The sequence below is a fragment of the Lysinibacillus sp. CTST325 genome, assembly GCF_054665055.1.
The window spans coordinates 291708-307876 of record NZ_BAAFHO010000004.1 but is presented as its reverse complement, the minus strand read 5'-3'; the positions used below and the strand labels follow the sequence as shown (position 1 = coordinate 307876).

18 protein-coding genes and 1 riboswitch are annotated in these 16169 nt (G+C 39.9%); of the genes, 11 read left to right on the top strand and 7 right to left on the bottom strand.

Annotated elements, in window-relative coordinates; translation table 11 throughout:
• Window positions 1-270 precede the first annotated feature (270 nt).
• The 8 genes from ACYQ73_RS13090 to ACYQ73_RS13055 all read left to right on the top strand — a co-directional run bounded on the left by ACYQ73_RS13090 (window position 271) and on the right by ACYQ73_RS13055 (window position 7596).
• On the top strand, window positions 271-453 hold the full coding sequence (locus ACYQ73_RS13090) for a hypothetical protein (RefSeq protein WP_460012888.1): 183 nt from the start codon (window positions 271-273) through the stop codon (window positions 451-453).
• Window positions 454-531: 78 nt separating this feature from the next.
• Window positions 532-2070 (top strand): acyl-CoA carboxylase subunit beta, encoded by a 1539-nt coding sequence (locus tag ACYQ73_RS13085; protein ID WP_460012887.1) that lies wholly within the window; start codon window positions 532-534, stop codon window positions 2068-2070.
• A 249-nt stretch (window positions 2071-2319) separates the two neighbouring features.
• Window positions 2320-2883, top strand: a complete 564-nt coding sequence (locus ACYQ73_RS13080) for a VanZ family protein (RefSeq protein ID WP_460012886.1) — start codon at window positions 2320-2322, stop codon at window positions 2881-2883.
• Window positions 2884-3190: 307 nt separating this feature from the next.
• Window positions 3191-3901: a hypothetical protein gene (locus tag ACYQ73_RS13075; RefSeq protein ID WP_460012885.1), complete on the top strand. Its 711-nt coding sequence runs from the start codon at window positions 3191-3193 to the stop codon at window positions 3899-3901.
• 24 nt (window positions 3902-3925) lie between these two features.
• The gene (gene ybaK, locus ACYQ73_RS13070; protein WP_460012884.1) at window positions 3926-4420 is read left to right on the top strand and encodes a Cys-tRNA(Pro) deacylase; all 495 of its coding nucleotides are present in this window, start codon (window positions 3926-3928) and stop codon (window positions 4418-4420) included.
• Between the two features lie 106 nt (window positions 4421-4526).
• Window positions 4527-5162, top strand: a complete 636-nt coding sequence (locus ACYQ73_RS13065) for a YczE/YyaS/YitT family protein (protein ID WP_460012883.1) — start codon at window positions 4527-4529, stop codon at window positions 5160-5162.
• Between the two features lie 99 nt (window positions 5163-5261).
• Window positions 5262-6338 carry a nucleotide kinase gene (locus ACYQ73_RS13060; RefSeq protein ID WP_460012882.1) on the top strand — a complete coding sequence of 359 codons (1077 nt, stop codon included), beginning with the start codon at window positions 5262-5264 and terminating at the stop codon, window positions 6336-6338.
• A 58-nt stretch (window positions 6339-6396) separates the two neighbouring features.
• On the top strand, window positions 6397-7596 hold the full coding sequence (locus ACYQ73_RS13055; protein ID WP_460012881.1) for a glycine C-acetyltransferase: 1200 nt from the start codon (window positions 6397-6399) through the stop codon (window positions 7594-7596).
• Between the two features lie 42 nt (window positions 7597-7638).
• On the opposite strand, the gene ACYQ73_RS13050 is transcribed toward ACYQ73_RS13055, so the two are convergent.
• From ACYQ73_RS13050 to ACYQ73_RS13020, 7 genes are all read right to left on the bottom strand, one after another.
• On the bottom strand, window positions 7639-8211 hold the full coding sequence (locus ACYQ73_RS13050) for a hypothetical protein (RefSeq protein ID WP_460012880.1): 573 nt from the start codon (window positions 8209-8211) through the stop codon (window positions 7639-7641).
• Complete coding sequence (locus ACYQ73_RS13045; RefSeq protein WP_460012879.1) at window positions 8126-8377, bottom strand: hypothetical protein; 252 nt, start codon at window positions 8375-8377, stop codon at window positions 8126-8128. The genes ACYQ73_RS13050 and ACYQ73_RS13045 overlap by 86 nt, the downstream gene beginning before the upstream one ends.
• A gap of 168 nt (window positions 8378-8545) precedes the next feature.
• Window positions 8546-9706: an alpha-hydroxy acid oxidase gene (locus ACYQ73_RS13040; RefSeq protein WP_460012878.1), complete on the bottom strand. Its 1161-nt coding sequence runs from the start codon at window positions 9704-9706 to the stop codon at window positions 8546-8548.
• Window positions 9707-9719: 13 nt separating this feature from the next.
• Window positions 9720-10391 carry a methionine ABC transporter permease gene (locus tag ACYQ73_RS13035; RefSeq protein WP_460012877.1) on the bottom strand — a complete coding sequence of 224 codons (672 nt, stop codon included), beginning with the start codon at window positions 10389-10391 and terminating at the stop codon, window positions 9720-9722.
• Complete coding sequence (locus ACYQ73_RS13030) at window positions 10384-11409, bottom strand: methionine ABC transporter ATP-binding protein (protein ID WP_460012876.1); 1026 nt, start codon at window positions 11407-11409, stop codon at window positions 10384-10386. The genes ACYQ73_RS13035 and ACYQ73_RS13030 overlap by 8 nt, the downstream gene beginning before the upstream one ends.
• 105 nt (window positions 11410-11514) lie before the next feature.
• Window positions 11515-12348: a MetQ/NlpA family ABC transporter substrate-binding protein gene (locus tag ACYQ73_RS13025; RefSeq protein ID WP_460012875.1), complete on the bottom strand. Its 834-nt coding sequence runs from the start codon at window positions 12346-12348 to the stop codon at window positions 11515-11517.
• 89 nt (window positions 12349-12437) lie between these two features.
• Window positions 12438-12542, bottom strand: a riboswitch (SAM riboswitch).
• Window positions 12543-12757: 215 nt separating this feature from the next.
• A complete protein-coding gene (locus ACYQ73_RS13020) occupies window positions 12758-13927 on the bottom strand; it encodes an aminotransferase class I/II-fold pyridoxal phosphate-dependent enzyme (protein WP_460012874.1) in 1170 nt (389 codons plus the stop codon).
• A 107-nt stretch (window positions 13928-14034) separates the two neighbouring features.
• Between ACYQ73_RS13020 and ACYQ73_RS13015 the strand changes: the two genes are divergently transcribed.
• The 3 genes from ACYQ73_RS13015 (at window position 14035) to ACYQ73_RS13005 (ending at window position 16150) form a co-directional block, all read left to right on the top strand.
• Window positions 14035-14829, top strand: coding sequence for a PhzF family phenazine biosynthesis protein (locus ACYQ73_RS13015; RefSeq protein WP_460012873.1), 795 nt, complete (start codon window positions 14035-14037; stop codon window positions 14827-14829).
• Window positions 14830-14910: 81 nt separating this feature from the next.
• Complete coding sequence (locus ACYQ73_RS13010) at window positions 14911-15705, top strand: carbon-nitrogen family hydrolase (protein ID WP_460012872.1); 795 nt, start codon at window positions 14911-14913, stop codon at window positions 15703-15705.
• 49 nt (window positions 15706-15754) lie between these two features.
• Window positions 15755-16150: a hypothetical protein gene (locus tag ACYQ73_RS13005; protein WP_460012871.1), complete on the top strand. Its 396-nt coding sequence runs from the start codon at window positions 15755-15757 to the stop codon at window positions 16148-16150.
• Window positions 16151-16169 lie beyond the last annotated feature (19 nt).

Here is a 16169-nt window from a genome sequence, read left to right as displayed (position 1 = left end):
TGGTGATGAGCCATACAAGTTGAATTTCTAGTAGATTTTGGTCCATTATCAGAAGTTTGGAACGACATTTTGTTAAAACATATGCAATGCATATAAGTTGATTGGCGTGAAGGCTGGGCGACTCCTCGGGGATCAGCGTTAGAGGAACGAAGGCTAAGAGCATCACATCCTGTGATAACGCCTTCGTGACCAACATCGTGTTGGCCCGAGACCCTGCAGTGTAGCGGATGTTTTCTGTGCGAAAGCGTAGTGCTAACGTAGCGGCAGCAAATGTTTTCTGAAGCGAAAGCAAAGCGACAGCTACAAATGTTTTCTGAAGCGAAAGCAAAGCGACAGCTACAAATGTTTTCTGAAGCGAAAGCAAAGCGGCAGCTACAAATGTTTTATCTGTGCGAAAGCGTAGCGACAGCAACAAAGCGCACAGCCGTAACGGAAATCAACCCCACATTATGATAATGAACCGAGATCTAGGTATATTTATTAATTATTCATGCTAAGGCGTAATCGAATGGGCAAAAGGAGGAATTAAATATGAGCAATGTACCGACAGAAAATACGACTAAAACAATGAAGGAACAAATTTTAGCAGGTGGTCTGCCAAAATATCACGATAAAAATGCGCAGCAAGGAAAACTATTTGTACGTGAACGACTCGAATTATTATTAGATGATGGGCTACAATCAGAGGAGGGCTTGTACGCAAACTGCTTAGCTGGTGACTTACCGGCAGATGGCGTTGTAACAGGAATCGGTAAAATCCATGGCCGTACTGTTTGTGTACTAGCAAACGATTCGACGATTAAAGCTGGCTCTTGGGGTAAACGTACAGTAGAAAAAATGATTCGTATTCAAGAAACAGCCGAAAAGCTAAATTGCCCATTACTGTATCTAGTCGATTCGGCAGGTGCACGTATTACCGACCAATTAGAAATGTTCCCTGGTCGAAGAGGAGCAGGACGCATTTTCTATAATCAGGTAAAACTTTCAGGTAAAATCCCTCAAATATGCTTACTGTTTGGACCTTCTGCGGCAGGAGGTGCCTATATCCCTGCATTCTGCGATATTGTAGTCATGGTAGAGGGTAATGCATCGATGTATTTAGGATCCCCACGTATGGCGGAAATGGTTATTGGTGAGAAGGTAGATTTGGAAACGATGGGTGGAGCGAAAATGCACTGTTCTGTTTCCGGTTGCGGAGATGTGCTTGCTAAAAACGAGCAAGAAGCAATTGCCTATGCTCGTAAATATTTGAGCTACTTCCCGAACAATTATGCAGAGCGCAGTAAGCTAGAGGCTCCAAAGCCACCAGCTTCATTTGATAAATCGATTGATGAGCTAATACCAAAAAATCAAAACGTTCCTTTTGATATGTATAAACTAATTGAACGTATTATTGATGAAGATACGTTTTGTGAAGTGAAAAAATTATTCGCTCCAGAATTAATTACAGGACTTGGGCGCATTAATGGGCAATCCGTTGGAATTATCGCCAATCAACCGCGTGTAAAGGGTGGCGTTTTGTTCCACGATTCAGCTGATAAAGCAGCAAAATTCATTTCACTTTGTGATGCGTTCAATATTCCGCTTCTTTTCCTTGCAGATGTACCAGGATTTATGATTGGTACGCAAGTTGAAAAGGCTGGGATTATACGCCATGGTGCGAAAATGATTTTCGCAATGAGTGAGGCAACAGTCCCAAAATTAACGGTCATTGTTCGTAAGGCATATGGTGCAGGGCTGTATGCAATGGCAGGTCCTGCTTTTGAGCCAGACTGCTGTATTGCGCTTTCCAACGCACAAATTGCTGTAATGGGTCCTGAAGCTGCGGTCAACGCAGTATATGCAAATAAAATTGCTGAACTCCCAAAAGAGGAGCAAGCGAGCTTTATTGCAGAGAAACGCAAGGAATATCAAGAGGAAATCGATGTCTATCGTCTAGCTTCAGAGCTGATCATTGACGATGTTATTGAGCCAAATGATTTAAGAAAAGCACTTGAATCACGTTTAGAGCTCTATATGTCAAAGTACTTATTATTCTCAGAACGTAAGCACGGAGTAAATCCAGTATAAAGTCTGAAATAATGCTGTCTCAGTTTAATTGAGGCAGCTTTTTTTGTTCATCACCAAAAGCAGAGGATGGTATATTGTTAAAATTTGTTTATTTGTCTTTCTAATTGAACCTGGACAAACGTATAGTATAGGGTGATTAAGTACTCCTAATGCGCCTCTGAAACTCTTTACCCATCTTATTATTACCACTTGCATGGGGAAGTGAAGCATATTAAAATTGTGAGATAAAGGGAAGTAGGTGGTACAGGCATGACAAAAAATAATATACAGGGTAGTGCCAAGCTACCATTACCTTATCGTTCGTTGATAGATACATATTATTTACCAATCAAAATAACAGGTTGGATATTTTTTTGTATTTATTCCGTTATAGCTTTTTATAAACTGGTCATTGATCGTCTAGTGAATGTAATTATTATTTTATTTAATGGCGAATATTCTCTAGATGAATTAGGGTTGTTTGATTATAGTGATTGGCGTTTAACTACAAATTTTATTCCCTTTGATACAATTCTTCGCTATATAAATTACTCCCAGTATTTTAATTTGGATATCATTATTATTAATTTACTCGGCAATTTATTAATATTTACCCCAATGGGCTTTTTACTTCCGTTATTATCAAAAAAGTTTCGTAAAGCTCGGACAGTTATTTGGGCAGGCTTTTTCTCTAGTCTAGCGGTAGAAACTATCCAGTTTATTTTTACAGTTGGGTCGGCAGATATTGATGATTTAATTTTAAATACACTCGGAGCATGGCTTGGATACTTAGCCTATAAAAGTATACTTATTAAACCTAAAAAAGATAGATAGAAACAGTCCTTGCTAAGGGGCTGTTTTTTTAGTGGTGAATTAACACCATTTATAAAGTAGTAACAGTAATAATTTTTATTGAAATTAAATATCGCAGTAATAAATGAACGGAAAAAATGAATTTAATGATAGGTCTTTATGCTTGTTTTGTCGAAAGTGGGTTATTCCTTTAGGAGCTTAGTATTAATTTGTTCTTGAATTTGGTAAAGAAAATTCCGATAATTAGGGTACAGAAACTATTAGAGAAGGAATTATCATATCTATTTTTTAACTTGCATATTAAATAAGAAAGCCGAGGTGAATTTATATGAAACTATCAAGTTTAATAGAACAAGAAAGAATTTCATCACAGTATAATCGTAAAAAGATTTTACAGCGAAAACAAGCGGGTGATGCATATCGAAAAAACTCACTGTATTTTCAGCCAAAGAAAAATCCGTTATTGCTTGAGCTAGAAAATTTACTTTTAGGGCACACAGATCAAGAACTCTATGAGCAACAAAAAGAGGAATCCAACGAAATCACGCCTCAACAGCAAGCAATCATTCAAGATTTGCAACAAACGAAAAAGAATGTGCTCGCTCATGAGCAAACGAAAAAGCCTGAAACTCTTGAAAATTCACAGCTAGAGCATGTAGATGAGGAGACGTTACAAATTTTAGATCAGGTGAGGAATACAGCGCTAGCACCCGCGCAGCCACCACAAGATTTACGTGTAGCGGCAAGTGCAAATGCTCAAATACAAATGCAAGCGCAATTAAATGGCCAAGAGCTAGATGAAAGTGAACTAGATGGACCTGCTTTTGTACGTGAAGTAATTGAAGTTAAAGTACCTGAACGTTTTTCAAAGGAATTGAAATTGGATCCATTTGCAGATACAATTTTCGGTAAGAATTATGCAGAGGCATATAAGGCGAGAACATTTAAATATGCTTCTGAAAAATATGCCACTCATATACAAATGGCGAAAGACGGCTATCAACCAGGAAATGACCCTATGTTCTCCATGATAGCCTAATGCTGCAGATGGGAGTTTTTTAACATGGCTAAGGCAAAGCATGCGAAAACGAATGCTATAAGATTATTGGAGCAACAAAAAATACAGTTCGAAGTAATTGAATATGAAACTGGTGACGGCCAAGTGGACGGAATTTCGGTTGCTGAAAAAATTGGTCACCCAGTTTCTCGTGTTTTCAAAACATTAGTAGCAAAGGCAAGTGCACAAAAGCTTTTTGTATTTGTTATCCCTGTAGCAGATGAGCTTGATTTAAAAGCTGCTGCAAAGGTTGTAGGCGAGAAGAAAATCGACATGCTTCCGGTTAAGGAGTTACTCGGCTATACAGGCTATGTACGAGGAGGATGCTCTCCGGTCGGCATGAAGAAGCTTTATCCAACTGTCATCGACGCTTCAGCTCAAGAGCAAGGAAGTATTATTGTCAGTGCCGGAAAAATCGGTATGCAAATCCACATACAACTAGATGATTTAGTCGCTGTGACAAAAGCAAAGCTCGCTCCAATCACCACTACCCAAGAATGATATGCTGGGTAGTTTTTTTATTTAAGTTGTCAGGAAGTAAGAGTAAGATTTTGTAGAAAATAGGGTGCTGTTAGAGCAATATCATACATAGAGAGAAGGATATGAAATGAGGAAAATTACGGGGTGGCGTTGGACGTTTTTTATTGGTGGCTTAATGGTGATGTCGCTTGGAATTACAATGTCCATTAAAGGGAAAATCGTAGGAACGAGCCCTTGGGATGTGTTGCATGTGGGTTTATTTCAGAATTTTGGTTTATCAATTGGTACTTGGTCTATTTTAACAGGGCTTTTAATTGTTATTTCAACTTCAATTGTTTTACGAGAATGGCCAAAAATCGGGACATGGCTCAATATGCTACTTATCGGATCATTTATAGATGTTTTTAATTGGCTATTACCGTCAACAAGTATTTATGGCTTACAGATAACTTATTTTGTGGTAGGTTTATTTGTTTTAAGCTTTGGCTGTGGTATGTATATTGCTCCGAATATGGGGGCAGGGCCACGGGATACATTAATGATGATTCTTGTTGAAAAGTTTGGGGGAACGATTAAAACAGCACGAATGGGTATCGAGGTCCTTGTAACAATTCTTGGCTGGTTACTCGGAGGTCCTGTTGGCGTTGGTACTGTGGTCATTGCTTTAACATCAGGCTATATTGTGCAATATTCGTTACCTTATTGTCGAAAAGTATTAATGAGGTGTATTGGCAATATAGAGGGCATGCCCCCATTCTTTTAAATAGGAAGCTACTTTTATTTGTAAAAAATAAAAGTAGCTCTTCATTTTTTTTAAGGTTCCTTCATATAATGCAAGGCATAAGATAAAGGGGGATCGGAATTGAACGGAAATGTGACCTACTATTATGGACACGCACTGACTGGGCAAGGAATTAAACATTTATATAAAGAAATGATGGATGAAGCTGAATTAGTTTATATTTTGCAGGGTGCACCGACGTTTAAAGGATCAGAGCTTCTTAAAGAGCTAGGTTATTTTTATGTGAAGCAAGGCTTTGCGGTGGAGTGGTTTAAGCATGCTTTGCTGGAGGATATTGTTGAGGCAGTGTATGTTCAAGGATGTAATCGACTATTTGTATGGTCATCGGGTTGGGGGATTGAACCGGTTTTCCTTGGAACAAAACATCGAGTGATGTCATTTTATGATTGCTTAGAAGAAATCCAGCTTGAAAGGGTTGGCGAACAGCTCGCTAATGCGATGACAGAACGAGAGTCATGGCGTGAGAAGTGTATTTCGAAACTTAATAATGCTATAAAGATCCATGATGATTGGGAAGTAGTCACTCAGAGTTGTATGAACTGGCAGGCATTGAATGACCAGGTTGAAAATTTAAAGACAGATGTTTTCCAATCAATCGTCTTAAATAAAACAGGAGTGCGCACCCATCGCTTACTCGGAACATTAACACCGAGGGGCGCCGAAAATACAGTAGATAGCATAACAAAAAATGTATCTAGAAGATTGATGATCAAAGGGAAGCCAGGTACTGGTAAATCTTCTTTAATGAAAGGTTTAGCAGACGAAGCAAATGCAAGAGGGCTCGATGCACAAATTATTTGGTGCGGCTTGGATTCAAACTCTGTTGACATGGTTATGATCCCGGAATTGAATTTCTGTATTTTTGATAGTACAGAGCCTCATATCTTTGACCCACAGGACGGAAGACTAGGGGATGAAATTTTCGATATAGGGAAACATTGCGCAATTTCACAGGAAGCAGAAGTTCAAATTGAAGATATTCGGGCAAAGTATAAAGAGGCGATGCAGGATGCAATGGGTTATTCGAAGCGTTACGCGGAAGCGGAGTATACTGTCCGTCGATTATTAGATAATTGTGTATCATCATCTCTTTGGCGAGAAAAAACTGCCCCACTATTCGAAAGATTAACAAAGTAATTTTTCTAATAGTATGCTTGTGCTACACTAGGAACTAGAATAGTGTTCCTAGGAAAGGATGATACGCTTGTCAAAAGTATTGAATGCATTTTTAGATGAAAACCTAAAAGCCTTACACGATCAAGGCTTATACAATGAAATTGATCCAGTAGAGGGAGCAAACGGACCAATTATTCAGGTACGTAGCAAAAATCTAATTAATCTATCATCAAACAACTATCTTGGCTTAGCAACAAATGAAGATTTAAAGCGTATTGCCAAAGAAACAATTGAGACATACGGTGTAGGGGCTGGAGCAGTTCGTACGATTAACGGTACACTTGATTTACACGTTAAATTAGAGGAAAAGCTTGCTGAATTTAAAGGTACAGAAGCAGCAATCTCTTATCAATCAGGTTTTAACTGTAATATGGCAGCTATTTCAGCTGTTATGGATAAAAATGATGCGATCCTTTCAGACCAATTAAACCATGCGTCGATTATTGATGGCTGTCGTTTATCACGTGCAAAAATCATTGCCTTTAATCACTCTGATATGGATGATTTACGTGCAAAGGCAAAGGAAGCAAAAGAATCAGGCTTATACAATAAAGTCATGGTCATTACTGATGGTGTATTCTCAATGGACGGTGATATTGCAAAATTACCAGAAATCGTTGAAATTGCGAAAGAGTTTGATTTAATCACATACGTCGATGATGCACACGGATCAGGCGTAACAGGTAAAGGAAAGGGTACTGTGAAGCATTTCGGTTTAGAAAAAGAAATTGACTTCCAAATTGGTACACTTTCTAAAGCAATTGGTGTTGTTGGCGGATATGTAGCAGGTAAGAAAAATTTAATTGACTGGCTAAAAGTACGTTCTCGCCCATTTTTATTCTCAACAGCATTACCACCAGGTGATGTAGCAGCGATAACAGCAGCAGTACAAATGCTGATTGACTCAACAGAGCTTCACGATAAGCTTTGGGAAAATGGCGATTATCTAAAAGCGGGTTTTGCTAAGCTAGGCTTTAATATCGGTGCATCTGAAACGCCAATTACACCATGTATTATTGGTGATGAAAAGCTTACGCAGGAATTTTCACGCCGCCTATTTGAAGAGGGCGTCTACGCTAAATCAATCGTTTTCCCAACGGTTCCAAAAGGCACAGGACGTGTTCGTAACATGCCTACAGCGGCACATACAAAAGAAATGCTGGACGACGCTCTAGCAATCTATGAAAAAGTCGGCCGTGAGCTAGGCGTTATTCAATAAAAAATGGGGCTGCCTCAATAGCGAGGTAGCCCCTTTTTAGATTCAGACGGATAGATAGGTTGAAGTGATGGATAGAAGATAGAGCGACGGAAAGAACCAGCAAAGCGACGGAAAGAAGGGCCAAGGTGAGTGACGGAAAGAAGGGCCAAGGTGAGTGACGGAAAGAAGGGCCAAGGTGAGTGACGGAAAGAAGGGCCAAGATGAGTGACGGAAAGAAGAGCCAAAGTGACGGAAAGAAACGTCAAAGCGACGGAAAGAAGAGCCGAGGTGACGGATAGAAGACAGAGCGACGGAAAGAAGAGCCAAGGTGGCGGATAGAAATGTCAAAGCGACGGAAAGAACCAGCGAAGTGACGGAAAGAAGAGCCAAGGTGACGGATAGAAGACAGAGCGACGGAAAGAAGGGCCAAAGTGACGGAAAGAAACGTCCAAGCGACGGAGAGAAGAGCCAAAGTGACGGATAGAAGTCAGAGCGACGGAAAGAACCAGCAAAGCGACGGAAAGAAGAGCCGAGGTGACGGATAGAAATGTCATAGCGACGGAAAGAAGCTCCGAAGTGACGGTAACAAAACTGAGCGACGGAAAGAACCAGCGAAGCGACGGATAGAAGGGCCAAAGTGACGGAAAGAAACGTCCAAGTGACGGATAGCCCCGTCAAAGTCGTGGATAGAACAGTCAAAATCATGGATAGCCCCGACAGAGTTATGAAAAGAAACGTCAAAGCGATGGAAAGAAGACCGAGCGACGGAAAGAACCAGCAAAGCGACGGATAGAAATGTCAAAGTGACGGAAAGAACCAGCGAAGCGAAGGAAAGCCCCCCCAAAGCGAAGGAAAGCCCCCCCGAAATGCCGGATAAAACAGTCGAAGTGACGGATCGCCACCTCGAAATACAGGACTGCTTTATTTTGAGTGAAGACTTACGCTGCTTTTAGCGTTCATCAGTATTAACTCATTTACTATCGGCTCCATCTTTTTTCACCAATGTGATATCACGTAGTCCCTTTATAGATGTTGCCCCTGCTAATGCGATAGAAACTTTTAATTCATCATATAAATTCGTCATTACTTTTTCGACTCCTTGCTGTCCTGCTAATGCAAGTCCGTAGACGAAGGGGCGACCGATGGCAACAGCATCTGCTCCTAAAGCGAGTGCTTTAAGAGCGTCCATTCCACGATACACACCGCTATCTAAAATAACGGGAATTTGTCCATTTACAGCTTTTACAATGCCAGGAAGTGCATCAAGTGAACTAATTACGCCATCTAATTGGCGGCCACCATGGTTGGATACGATAATTCCGTCAATGCCGTTTTCTATAGCTAGTTTTGCGTCTTCAGGATGTAAGATCCCCTTTAACAAAATAGGGAGATTCGAACGGCGCTTTAATTCACGTACATTGTCCCAATTTAATGTTGGATGGAATATATTTTGTAACACGCCTTGTACATATGACTCAAATGAATCATCTGGTAAGGAAGCGGTAAAAACAGGGTCATTCATATAGTTTCCTCGTGCATATCCAAGCTTTAATGGTGAAAATTGATTGCGAACATCTTCTTCGCGCCAGCCGAGCATGACTGTATCTACAGTTAAAACGATAGCCTCAAAACCAGCAGCCTCGGCTCGAGCTGCCATGCTATAGGCAATTTCCTCATTTGTTGACCAATATAATTGAAACCATTTAGTAGCAGTGGGAGCTGTTTGTGCCACATCCTCAAGTGCATAGCTTGAAACGGTACTTTGGATATAAGGGATTTTTAATTGATCAGCTGCACGTGCAACGGCTAGCTCTCCTTCGTCATGCGCCATTCTGTTCATGCCAACAGGAGCAAATATGAACGGGGTTGGATGTACTTTTCCGAACAGCTCAATTGATGTATCAATACTTGAAACATCCTGTAAAAAACGTGGAATAATAGAGTATTTTTCAAAGGCTGTACGGTTATTCCGTAATGTTTGCTCACCGCCAGCGCCTGAACGGATGTAACCAAACGGACCAGCTTCCAATTTTTCTGCAACTGCCTTTTCTAAATCTGCAAAGCAAATAGGGAAGGGGGCTTGTGCATTAATATTTTTTAATAGTAGATCGCTATGTGTTGTCTTTGTCATCATATTCCTCCTACTAATCTTTCTTTAACTTCACGGCAAAGCGGTTACCTATTGATTGAATACTCTGAACAAGGATAATTAAGATAAACACAGTCGTATACATCACATCGACCTCATAGCGTAAATGACCGTAACGGTATGCGAGATCACCTAAACCACCAGCACCAACCATTCCGGCCATTGCTGTTGCTCCGATAAGACCGATTGTAGCAATCGTTAAACCTAAAATAATGGATGGGCGCGCCTCACGTAATAAGACATTCCAAATAATATGACGACGTTTAATGCCCATTGCTGTATAAGCTTCTACAACACCTGGATCAACTTCTAAAAGTGCCGTTTCCATAAGGCGCGCAATATAAGGCGCTGTATAAACAACAAGCGGCACAATAACACCTTTTACACCGATAGTTGTGCCGACGATTAGCTTCGTAAACGGTAAAATGAAGAATAGTAAAATAATGAACGGTACAGAGCGGATAATATTAATAAATAAATTGAAAAATTGGTAGAGAAATTTATTTTCAAACGATTGCCCCGGGCGAGTTAAAACGATTAAAAGCCCTAACGGAATCCCAATTAAAATAGAAAAGAATAGTGAAATTCCGACCATTTGGAAGGTTTCGATAATGGATTTCCCAATAACATCTGACCAATCTGCAAAGAAGCTTTGAATACTATTCATTTAATCCACCTCCTAATTCCTCGACACTTACTCCGTTTTCTGTAAAATATTTAAGTGCTTTTTCTACGATATGTGCTTCACCGTGTAGATGCACGACAATATTACCGACAATGCCGTTTTTTAATTCAATGATATTGGCTGATAAAATATTTGGTTGAACATCATAAACTTTACTCACTTCTGCTAGTAATGGTTTTCCTGTACTTTCACCAAGGAAAGTTAAACGAATAACACTTCCAGAAACATTTAATTGCTCGATAAGGGAAGGGGATAAATTACGTTGAGAAATGGTATTTAAAAACTTTCGTGTCGTTGGATGCTGAGGCTTTGAAAATAGGTCTATAGCAGAGCCGTATTCCACAACCGCTCCTGATTCAAGAACGGATACATCGTCGCAAATTTTTTGAATAACATTCATTTCATGTGTAATGAGTAAAATAGTGATGCCCATCTCGCGATTAATTTTCAAGAGAAGCTCAAGAATGGCGTCAGTTGTTTCAGGGTCGAGTGCACTTGTCGCTTCATCACTGAGCAAAATCTCAGGTTCTTGGGCAAGGGCGCGTGCAATAGCGACACGTTGTTTTTGACCACCTGAAAGCTGGCTAGGATAACTATCTAATTTCTCTGTTAGGCCAACAATTTCTGCATATTTTGCAACACGTTTTTTTACTTCAGAGTCGTTATAGCCTAGAAGCTTTAATGGTACCGAGATATTATTGTATACGGTCGCTGTTTTTAAAAGGTTAAAATGCTGGAAGATCATCCCGATTTTTTGACGAGTTTTGCGAAGGTCGTTTAGAGAAAGGGAAGTAATATCCACATGATCGATCAATACCTTTCCTGTTGTTGGACGTTCTAATAAATTAACGCAGCGAATAAGGGTACTTTTTCCTGCACCACTGTAGCCAATAACCCCATGAATTTCACCTTTTTTGACATGCAGGTTAATACCATCTACTGCTTTAACGATACCATTTTTAGTTTTAAATTCTTTTGTTATATTTTCTAGTTGAATCATACTGTGATATCTCCTTTCTAAGTCCTTCTATAAAGCAAGAATCTGCTAGCTTTCCTGTAGGAGCCTCGCAGATTCTTGATTTTATGAAAGATACTTAATCGTCACTTACCAGCTTGGAATTACAGAGCCTTGGAATTTTTCTTCAATAAATTTGCGTACTTCATCGGATTGATAAGCTTCAACAAATTTTTTGATCGTTGGGTCATCTTTGTTTTCAGCACGTACTACAATGTAATTCACATATGGAGAGTCCGTAGATTCTAAAAGAATGGAGTCTTTTTTAGGATTAATGCCAGCATCGAGAGCGAAGTTTGTATTAATAGCTGCTACATCTACTTCACTAAGCTGTTTTGGAATTTGTGCAGCCTCTAATTCAATGAATTTCAAATTCTTTTTGTTTTCTTCCACATCGCGAATAGATGCTGTTAAGTCTGCACCGTCTTTTAATTTAATATAGCCTGCCTCTTGAAGGACAAATAGGGCACGAGCCCCGTTTGTTGGATCATTTGGTAATCCGAACGTTGCACCATCAGGAACGTCATCGAATGATTTATATTTCTCAGAGTAAATACCTAAAGGATTTAAAATAGTTTTTCCAACGGGCACTAAATCTGTATTGTGATCTTTGTTAAATGTCTCGAGGAATGGCTTGTGTTGATAACTGTTTACATCAAGATCGCCCTCTGCTAACGATGTATTTGGTAAAACATAATCAGAGAAAGATTTTACTTCTACCTCTAAGCCTTTTTCTTTGGCAACTTTCGCTACAACCTCAGCAATTTGTTCGTGTGGACCCGAAGTTACACCTACTACAATCTTATTTTCATTAATAGCCTTACTTTGACTATCCTTACTATTTTCTTTAGTACCACAGCCTACTAATGCTGCTACTAATGTGAGACTTGCTAAACCTAATAAAATTTTATTTTTCTTTTTCATGAAACATACCTCCAAAGTTTTTTTATCGGTTTTTGAAAATAAAAAAAACTCTCCTAAAAAATTAAGAGAGGCTCATGAAAAAACGTCCTCTCTTATCTTTCAAACGATAATCGTTTGCAGGATTTAGCACCTTCCTTAAAAAAGGAGGTTGCCGAGCTTCATAGGGCCAGTCCCTCAGCTACTCTTGATAAGAGATTTATAATATTTTTTTTGTAAATCCGATAGAACTAATATAAATTATAGGATATAGTAAGTCAATTGAATTTTTAAAATTTTTTATTTTGTTATAATATTTAGTTGCGAAAGAATCCGCTAGAATAAGGGGTGGAGTATGCAAGAGAGAGAAAAAACTGTCCCCGTAGCAAGTTTGAGCTAATGGAACAGTTTTTCAGGTAGGGGATTGAAATGTTCAGGAGCTAAATAAGTTTAATTTTTCAATTCTGCTGATTGCTTCACGTAAGCGGTCTTCGCTAACAAGTAAACCAACCCGCACATAGCCTTCACCATATTGACCGAAGCCATTGCCTGCAGCTACTGCAATATCAGCTTTGTCGAGCAATAAATCGGCAAATTGTTCACTCGTAAAACCTAATGGAACAGGGAGCCATGCAAAGAAAGAGCCTCTCGGTGCTGTTACTTGCCAACCAATTCGCTGCGCTTCCTCGATCAGGACGTTTCGTCGACGCTCATAAGTCGCTCTTAGCGTATCCGCGCAACTCTGGGAAGCGGTAAGTGCAATTGCCGCGGCTTGTTGCACGGCAGGAAATTGACTACAAAATAGATGATCTTGAATAAGATTAATGGCTGCAACAATATCGGGGTTACCAACTGCAAAACCAATGCGCCAGCCTGCCATATTATACGTTTTGGATAATGTATACATTTCGATACCGATATCTTTTGCACCATCAGCTTGCAGGAAGCTGATAGGTTTATTGCCGTCAAATCCAATCGCTCCGTAGGCAAAATCATGTGCTACGATAATGTTGTGCTCTTTTGCAAAGCGTACTGTTTCCTCGAAAAATTCAAGTGTTGCAGTGCCACCAGTTGGGTTATTCGGGTAATTCAAGTAAAGCATCTTCGCCTTTTCTTTTACTTCATCGGATAAAGCATTATAATCAGGCAGGAAATGATTTTCTGCAAAAAGAGGCATAACTTCAAAATTAACATCACCTAATACGACACCTGATAAGTAATCTGGATATCCAGGATCAGGTAATAGCATTGTATCACCGGGGTTTAAAACGGCTAATGGTAGCTCAACAAGACCAATTTTCGTACCACCGAGAATAGCTACCTCTGTTTCAGGGTCAATGTCAACATTGTATTCACGTTTGTAGAAGCTTGCGGCTGCTTGGCGTAATTCTGCTATGCCACGAAATGGAGGGTATTTATGATTTTGAGGATTTTCTGCCGCCTCCTGTAATGCTTTAATAATGTGTGAAGGAGTGGGTTGATCTGGATTACCTTGACCAAGATTGATAACATCACGCCCTTCAGCAAGAGCAGCGTTTACTTTTTGCACAAGTGCTGCAAAAAATTGAGTTGGGAGTTGCTGTAGTTTTTTTGAGAATTCCATGCACGTCCACCTTTTTCAGAATATAATAATTATTAAAGATATGATGCAAATAGTATTACTTTTTTTACTAATTGTCTAGAGCCTAATAATATATGAGGTGAGGAAAATTGAACAAAGTCTCGTATTTTATCATCAATGCTTTTACTACAGAGCTTTACAAGGGAAATCCCGCAGCAGTCTGTTTACTTGATTCAACCATACCTGAGTCAATTATGCAGAAAATTGCTCAGGAGATTCCCGTGCCAACAACAGCTTTTGTCCAAAAGAAGGATCATGATTTTTTTCTTAGATGGTTTACGCCAGCAAAGGAAATACCGATTTGTGGACATGGAACAATCGCTAGCGCTTTTTTACTCTGGAAACAAGGAATTGTACCCGTCAATTCTTCAATTACATTCCAGACTGTAAGTGGCCCTTTGCAAGCAAATTGGTTGAATGAACTAGTTGAAATAACAATTCAAAAGTACCGATTAGAAGAGATTGAATGTCCTGTGGAGCTTGAAGAATGGCTTGGTGTGAAACCAACATATGTAGGGAAAACAGAATTGGATTATATCGTGGAGCTACGTCACGAAGAGTATATTGCGGATTTCAAAGCTGATTTTTCTGCGATGAAACAGTTCCCTGTACGTGGTGTTTGTATTACAAGCCGTTCTATGGATGAGGGGATTGATATTGTCTCAAGATTTTTTTCTCCAGCACAAGGCATTGATGAGGATCATGTAAATGGTTCCACTCATGGTGCGCTAGGACCTTACTGGTGTGAAAAATTATCAAAAGAAAGTATCGTGAGCAAACAGCTTTCAAAACGTGGTGGATTATTGTACGTTACACCAAAAATAAAAGATGTTGCTATTGCAGGTTCTGCAGTTCAAGTATTAAGTGGTGAAATATTAATCTAAATATTGAGCTTAAACCATGGAAGTAAGGTTGATTTATTGTAGTATAAATACAGAATAGTACTGTCTAGAGGAGGAATAGCAATGAAAATTGGTTGTATCCAATTAAACGTAGGCTTTGGCAAAGTAGAAGAAAATTTTGCTCGCGCTGAAGACAAGATTCGTGAAGCGGCAAAACAAGGTGCAGAAATTATTGTACTACCAGAAATGTGGAATTCAGGCTATGCTCTTGAAAAATTATCAGAGCTTGCAGATGTGAATGGAGAGCGTTCGAAAGCATTTTTATCAAAACTAGCGAAAGAGCTTGGCGTACATATTGTGGGTGGCTCTGTTTCAACGAAGAAGGGCGATAAATTTTACAACACGATGTATACGTTTGATAAAAATGGTGAGTTAGTAGGTGAATATAACAAGGCACATCTGTTCCGTTTGATGGACGAGCATTTATATTTAGAAGCGGGGGATGAAATGAATCGCTTTGCCCTTGGAGAGATCGAGGCTGCAGGCGTGATTTGCTACGATATTCGCTTCCCTGAATGGCTACGTGCTCACGCCTTAGAAGGGGCAAAGGTCTTGTTCGTACCGGCACAATGGCCAACACCACGTATTGATCATTGGAAAACATTGTTGCAAGCACGCGCCATTGAAAATCAATGCTTTGTGATTGCTGTCAATCGTATTTCTAGAAAGGTAGAAAACTTCAATGGTCAATCAATGATTATTCAACCATGGGGCGAAGTGCTGTGGATTGGTGCAGAGGACGAAGAAGTAGCTGTCATCGACGTGGACTTTTCGATTGTCGATGAAGTAAGAGGCCGAATTCCTGTTTATGACGACCGCAGACCTGGATTATACAACGGAGTAGTTACCGAAAACTAAAATCAGATAGCACGCTCAAGGAGCATAGCATCTTGAGCGTGCTTAACCGATGAACATCGCCGATAAACTTGCAAACATCGCTGATAACCAGGAGAACATCGCCGATAAACTTGCAAACATCGCTGATAACCAGGAGAACATCGCCGATAAACTCGCGAACATCGCCGATAAACTCGCGAACATCGCCGATAAACTCGCGAACATCGCCGATAAACTCGCGAACATCGCCGATAAACTCGCGAACATCGCTGATAAACTCGCGAACATCGCTGATAAACTCGCGAACAACGCCGATAAACTCGCGAACATCGCTGATAAACCCGTGAACAACGCCGATAAACTCGCGAACATCGCTGATAAACCCGTGAACATCGCCGATAAACTTGCAAACATCGCCGATAAACCTAAGAACAACGCCGGTAAACCCCTCCAACAACGCCGGTAACTCAATCAACAACTAAGAA

Excerpts from the sequence above, each read along its gene's own strand:
- ACYQ73_RS13090 (WP_460012888.1), top strand. The coding sequence starts at position 271 with ATGTTTTCTGAAGCGAAAGCAAAGCGACAGCTACAAATGTTTTCTGAA.
- ACYQ73_RS13085 (WP_460012887.1), top strand. The coding sequence starts at position 532 with ATGAGCAATGTACCGACAGAAAATACGACTAAAACAATGAAGGAACAA.
- ACYQ73_RS13080 (WP_460012886.1), top strand. The coding sequence starts at position 2,320 with ATGACAAAAAATAATATACAGGGTAGTGCCAAGCTACCATTACCTTAT.
- ACYQ73_RS13075 (WP_460012885.1), top strand. The coding sequence starts at position 3,191 with ATGAAACTATCAAGTTTAATAGAACAAGAAAGAATTTCATCACAGTAT.
- ybaK (WP_460012884.1), top strand. The coding sequence starts at position 3,926 with ATGGCTAAGGCAAAGCATGCGAAAACGAATGCTATAAGATTATTGGAG.
- ACYQ73_RS13065 (WP_460012883.1), top strand. The coding sequence starts at position 4,527 with ATGAGGAAAATTACGGGGTGGCGTTGGACGTTTTTTATTGGTGGCTTA.
- ACYQ73_RS13055 (WP_460012881.1), top strand. The coding sequence starts at position 6,397 with ATGATACGCTTGTCAAAAGTATTGAATGCATTTTTAGATGAAAACCTA.
- ACYQ73_RS13040 (WP_460012878.1), bottom strand. The coding sequence starts at position 9,706 with ATGACAAAGACAACACATAGCGATCTACTATTAAAAAATATTAATGCA.
- ACYQ73_RS13035 (WP_460012877.1), bottom strand. The coding sequence starts at position 10,391 with ATGAATAGTATTCAAAGCTTCTTTGCAGATTGGTCAGATGTTATTGGG.
- ACYQ73_RS13030 (WP_460012876.1), bottom strand. The coding sequence starts at position 11,409 with ATGATTCAACTAGAAAATATAACAAAAGAATTTAAAACTAAAAATGGT.
- ACYQ73_RS13025 (WP_460012875.1), bottom strand. The coding sequence starts at position 12,348 with ATGAAAAAGAAAAATAAAATTTTATTAGGTTTAGCAAGTCTCACATTA.
- ACYQ73_RS13020 (WP_460012874.1), bottom strand. The coding sequence starts at position 13,927 with ATGGAATTCTCAAAAAAACTACAGCAACTCCCAACTCAATTTTTTGCA.
- ACYQ73_RS13010 (WP_460012872.1), top strand. The coding sequence starts at position 14,911 with ATGAAAATTGGTTGTATCCAATTAAACGTAGGCTTTGGCAAAGTAGAA.
- ACYQ73_RS13005 (WP_460012871.1), top strand. The coding sequence starts at position 15,755 with ATGAACATCGCCGATAAACTTGCAAACATCGCTGATAACCAGGAGAAC.